The following is a 4,524-nucleotide window of genomic DNA, read 5'->3' as shown; positions in this document are numbered from 1 at the left end:
GGCGGCGGGTGCAGGGGGAAGCTCGACGGCCGCCGCCAAGTAGGCGGCATAGTCGCGGAAGCCGCGAATTCGGCGATAATAGGCCATCAGGACCGCGGCGCGGTCCTTGCCGACGCCCGCCGCCAGGGCCCGCTTGAGGCTGATCACCAGATCGATGTCGGCGGTGGCCCGCAAGTAGTGAAAGACCCTTTCGGACAGGGTGAAGCCCAGTTTGTGGTTGAGCACCAGGATGCGGTAGGTGGAGATGAGCTTGTCGCACAGGCGCAGGGTGTTGAAGTCGAAGCGTCGGGCGTAAATGGCGTTGATGCAGCCGCGTTCGTAGAGGCGGTCCGCGGCCGGGTCGTAGATCACGGCGTTGGCGCTGAAGTCGATGTTGGCCAGGAGGTTTTCCAACGTCGGGGGCATGGGAAACAGCCGGAAGACCACGAAATCGGACAGCCGGCAGAGGTCGAAGCTGAAGGGGGAGTCCGGCGGCTGCCAGCGGACCCCCCCCATTTCGGTGATTACCCGCTCCCGGCGCGGCAGGCAGCGCGGTAAACGGAAATCCTCTGGCAGGCCGGCGACCACAAAATCGAGATCCCGCGTTTCAGGGCTGCTGCCGTGAACCCGCACCAGAATCAGGTTGCGGATCGCCCCGCCGAAAAGGCAGGCCCGTGCCCCGGGCGGCAGTGCGGCCTGCAGCCGGGCCAGCGGGGGGTGGACATCGGGCCGCCCCAGCAGCCGGCGGACATCGGCCCGGATCGTTTCCTGATTAACCGTTTCGGCCATGGCGCCTCCTGAATGCGCGCTTCCGCGACCAGCCCAGGCCCTGCCGGGCACGGCAATCGGTCTTCATCTTATGTCCGAACTCTGTTATGATGCCGGCATGCAACCCAGGGGAAACCTCATCGCGCCGTTCTTCGCTCGCAAGCCGGGCCGGCGCTGCCTTTCCTGCGGCGCGGAGATCACCTCGCGCCGCAGGCACTATTGCTCCGTCGACTGCCGCCAGAAACTGCGGCGCTCGCTGGCGATTTCAACCGGCCTCCTGCAGACCCTCAACGCCCGCTATGCCACTTTTTTCTTTACCGACGCCATTCTGGTGCTGGACCTGCTGCCCTACGACCGTCAGGCAGTCTTCAGCTTCATTCAACCCCGGTCGGGGCGACGCACCCCGGCCGAGGATTTTTTTCGCATGAGCACCCGGCTGGGCAATCACTGGTGGGCCGAGAAGGAGCGCACCCGCAAGCGCTATCTGGCCTCGATTCACCTGCTAAAGATGGCCAGCCGCCAGGAGGAGGCCCTCGGCCGCCTCAACCCCCGGGAGAAGCTCCGGCCCACCCTGATCGGCAACTCCCTGGTTCAGCTCAGGCTGCGCCGGGAGGATCTCAGCAGTCCGGAGCTTCCGCGGATCGTCAAAAGCGCTTTTCGCCGGCAGGCCCTGCGGCACCACCCCGACCATGGGGGCAGCAGCGCCATGTTTCAAAAACTGCATGCGGCCTACGAGCAGATACTGGAGTGGGCCGAAAACCCGACCTTCGTGACCCGTCGGGGTTTCCCGGACCGGTGGTTCTACGACGGCCGCACCAACCGCTGGGTGCAGCCGATGCCGCCCATCGCCGGCAGATAAACGCACCCGGTCCCGGTTTCGACCTTCAACTCCCCGGCCGGAGGGCCGGCGTCCCCATGAGCAGCCGATGATGCCGCAACCCGAAAATATCGACCGTCTGGAAATCGCCAAATTCGAGGCGGTGGCGCCCCGCTGGTGGGACCCCAAGGGCGCCCTAAAATCCCTGCACGACATCAATCCGCTGCGTCTGGGCTACATCGCCGACCGGGTTCGGCTCGCCGACCGACGGGCGCTGGACGTGGGCTGCGGCGGTGGCGTGCTCTCAGAGGCCCTGGCGCTGGCCGGCGCTCGGGTGACGGGCATCGACATGGGAGAGACGCCGCTGGCGGTGGCCTCCCTGCACGCCCGGCAGAGCGGACTGTGCATCGATTACCGCCGGGGCACCGCCGAGGATCTGGCCCTCAGCCAGCCGGCAGGCTTCGACGTGGTGGTCTGTATGGAGCTGCTGGAGCATGTGCCCGACCCGCCGTCCATCGTGCGCGCCTGCGGTCGGCTGGTGCGGCCCGGCGGGGACGTTTTCTTCGCCACCCTCAACCGCACCGCCAAATCCTTTGTCTTTGCGATTGTCGGGGCCGAGTACCTTCTGCGGCTCTTGCCGCGCGGCACCCACGTCTTCGGGCGCTTCGTTCGGCCCGCCGAACTCGCCGCGTGGGGCCGGCAGGCTGGGCTGGCAGCCCGCGATTTTTCCGGCATGCAGTACAACCCCTTTACCCGCCGCTACCGGCTGGGGGGTGGCCTGGAGGTCAACTATCTGGCCCATTTCAAGCGCCCCTGAGCCCCGTCCGGCGGCCCCGCCGGGAGTCTTGCCATGCCCCCTCCCATGACCGACAGCCAAGCGGCCAGCGCGGCCGCCGGCATCATCCACGACGGCTTCGACGCTTATCGCACCCGCTTCGCCGATCTTACCCGCCGCGCCCAGGGCCGCTTTGAAAGCCGCGACTGGCAGGGCATGCAGGCCGATGCCGGCGAGCGCCTGGATCTCTATGCCGCCGTTCTGGACGGGGCGGTCGCCGAGACCCGGCGCCTGCTCGCCGACCGCCTGAGCGAGGTTTCCCTCTGGGCCGCCATGAAGGGCCTTTATTCCGAGCGGCTGGCGGCCCGCGGTGACCGTGAGCTGGGCGAGACCTTTTTCAATTCCGTCACGCGCCGGATCTTCAACACTGTCGGGGTGGACGCGGCCATCGAGTTCGTTACCGCCGAATTCAGAAACCCGCCCCGGCATCCGCCGGAGCCGGTCTATGACGTCCATCCCATCGACGGCCCCCTGGCGCCGGCAATCCGGCGGGTTCTAACGGCCGCCGCCTTCACCTGCCCCTTTCAGGACCTGGCGGGGGATGCGGCGCGGGTGGCGGCGCGGGTCCACGACCGTCTCGGGGAAATGGGGCCTGATATCCGGCTGCTGGGCCTGGAGGTGGTGCGCAGCGTCTTTTACCGGGAAATGGGGGCCTACCTGGTCGGGCGCCTGGTCACCGACCGCGGTGGGGTGCCGATGGCGCTGGCCCTGCTCCACAAGCCTGCGGGGATCGTCGTGGACGCGGTGCTGCTGAGCGAAACGGCGGTCAGCATCCTCTTTAGCTTCACGCGCTCGTATTTCCACGTGACGGTGCCGCGGCCCGCTGAGATGGTGGGCTTTCTGCGGACCCTCTTGCCGTCTAAGCCTTTGGCCGAACTCTATATTTCACTGGGCTTCGACAAGCACGGCAAAACCGTGCTTTACCGCGACCTGCTGGCCAACACCACGGTCTGCGGCCAGCCTTTCCGTATTTCGCGGGGCAAACGTGGGCTGGTGATGGTGGTCTTCGACATGCCGAGCTACGATATGGTCTTCAAACTGATCCGGGACCGCATCGTCCACCCCAAGGAAACCACCCGGCGCAAGGTCATCGCCAGCTACGATTTCGTTTTCAAGCACGACCGGGCCGGGCGGCTCCTGGACGCCCAGTCTTTCGAACACCTGCAGTTCGACCACGCCTGCTTTGACGAACCGCTGCTGGCGGAGCTGGCGCGTTCGGCCCCGCGCACGGTGCGCATCGAAGCCGATCGGGTGGTAGTCGGGCACGTCTACCTGGAGCGGCGGGTGACGCCGCTGGATCTTTACCTCCAGACGGCCAGCCCCGAGGCCGCCCGGGCGGTGGTCGTGGATTACGGCAACGCCATCAAGGACCTGGCGCGGATCAATATTTTTCCGGGGGACCTGCTGCTCAAAAACTTCGGCGTCACCCGCCACGGGCGGGTGGTGTTTTACGATTACGACGAGCTTTGCCCGCTGATCGCCTGCAATTTCCGCCAAAAACCGCCCTCCCGCCGCTACGAGGACGAGATGGCGGCCGAACCGTGGTTCACGGTGGGCGAAGCGGATGTCTTTCCCGAGGAGTTTCGGCCTTACCTGGGTCTTTCCGGCCCGCTGGAGGCAGAATTCATGGCGCACCACGCCGATCTGTTCGATGTCGACTTCTGGCGCCAGACCCAGGTGCGCATCCGCTCCGGGGAGCGGATCCATATCTTCCCCTACGCAGATGCCTTGCGGCTATAGCGCACCTGAGCCTTGGGCGCCGCGGGATCCCCGGCGAGGTGCGGGGACGGCAGGTCTACTCCTGGAAGAGCTTGGCGGCCTGCTCGATGTCCTCCGGGCAGAAGACGAAGAGGCATTTGGATTCCGGCCCCGCCACCGATCCGTAAACATAGTTGATGTTGATGCCCTCCCGGCCGAATTTGGCGGTGATTTCGGCCAGGGTGCCGGGCCGGTTCTCCAACTCGACGGCCATAACCGGGATGATGTCGAAGAGGTAGTCTTCGCGTGAGAGCAGGTCGATGGCCTTGTCGGTCTGATCCACCAGCAGACGGACAAGGGCGAAGGCCGCTGAGTCCCGCCGCATGGAGTTGTAGCTTGCCACCGAGGCGATCCGCTTCAAGGATTT

5 protein-coding genes are annotated in these 4,524 nt (G+C 66.0%); 3 read left to right on the top strand and 2 right to left on the bottom strand.

Features of this window, described 5'->3' with window-relative positions:
• Positions 1 to 768 (bottom strand): hypothetical protein (locus LJE63_13610; GenBank protein ID MCG6907643.1); only part of this gene is annotated, 768 nt, incomplete at its 3' end.
• A 97-nt stretch (positions 769 to 865) separates the two neighbouring features.
• On the opposite strand from LJE63_13610, the gene LJE63_13605 reads away from it, so the two are divergent.
• The 3 genes from LJE63_13605 to aceK all read left to right on the top strand — a co-directional run bounded on the left by LJE63_13605 (position 866) and on the right by aceK (position 4,139).
• Entirely contained in the window at positions 866 to 1,606 is a 741-nt protein-coding gene (locus tag LJE63_13605) for a J domain-containing protein (GenBank protein ID MCG6907642.1), read from the top strand.
• Between the two features lie 67 nt (positions 1,607 to 1,673).
• Positions 1,674 to 2,381, top strand: coding sequence for a bifunctional 2-polyprenyl-6-hydroxyphenol methylase/3-demethylubiquinol 3-O-methyltransferase UbiG (gene ubiG, locus LJE63_13600; protein MCG6907641.1), 708 nt, complete (start codon positions 1,674 to 1,676; stop codon positions 2,379 to 2,381).
• Between the two features lie 33 nt (positions 2,382 to 2,414).
• On the top strand, positions 2,415 to 4,139 hold the full coding sequence (aceK, locus tag LJE63_13595) for a bifunctional isocitrate dehydrogenase kinase/phosphatase (protein ID MCG6907640.1): 1,725 nt from the start codon (positions 2,415 to 2,417) through the stop codon (positions 4,137 to 4,139).
• Between the two features lie 55 nt (positions 4,140 to 4,194).
• On the opposite strand, the gene LJE63_13590 is transcribed toward aceK, so the two are convergent.
• The coding region (locus tag LJE63_13590) for an ACT domain-containing protein (protein ID MCG6907639.1) at positions 4,195 to 4,524 on the bottom strand (330 nt) is incomplete at its 5' end.

It is taken from the genome of Desulfobacteraceae bacterium (assembly GCA_022340425.1).
Lineage (GTDB): Bacteria > Desulfobacterota > Desulfobacteria > Desulfobacterales > JAABRJ01 > JAABRJ01.
Note: the sequence above shows the minus strand (reverse complement) of the source record. Positions and strands in the feature narration are given on the sequence as shown.

Bases quoted from the DNA above. Each gene is read 5' to 3' on its own strand.
- ubiG (MCG6907641.1), top strand. From the start codon at position 1,674: ATGATGCCGCAACCCGAAAATATCGACCGTCTGGAAATCGCCAAATTC.
- LJE63_13605 (MCG6907642.1), top strand. From the start codon at position 866: ATGCAACCCAGGGGAAACCTCATCGCGCCGTTCTTCGCTCGCAAGCCG.
- aceK (MCG6907640.1), top strand. From the start codon at position 2,415: ATGCCCCCTCCCATGACCGACAGCCAAGCGGCCAGCGCGGCCGCCGGC.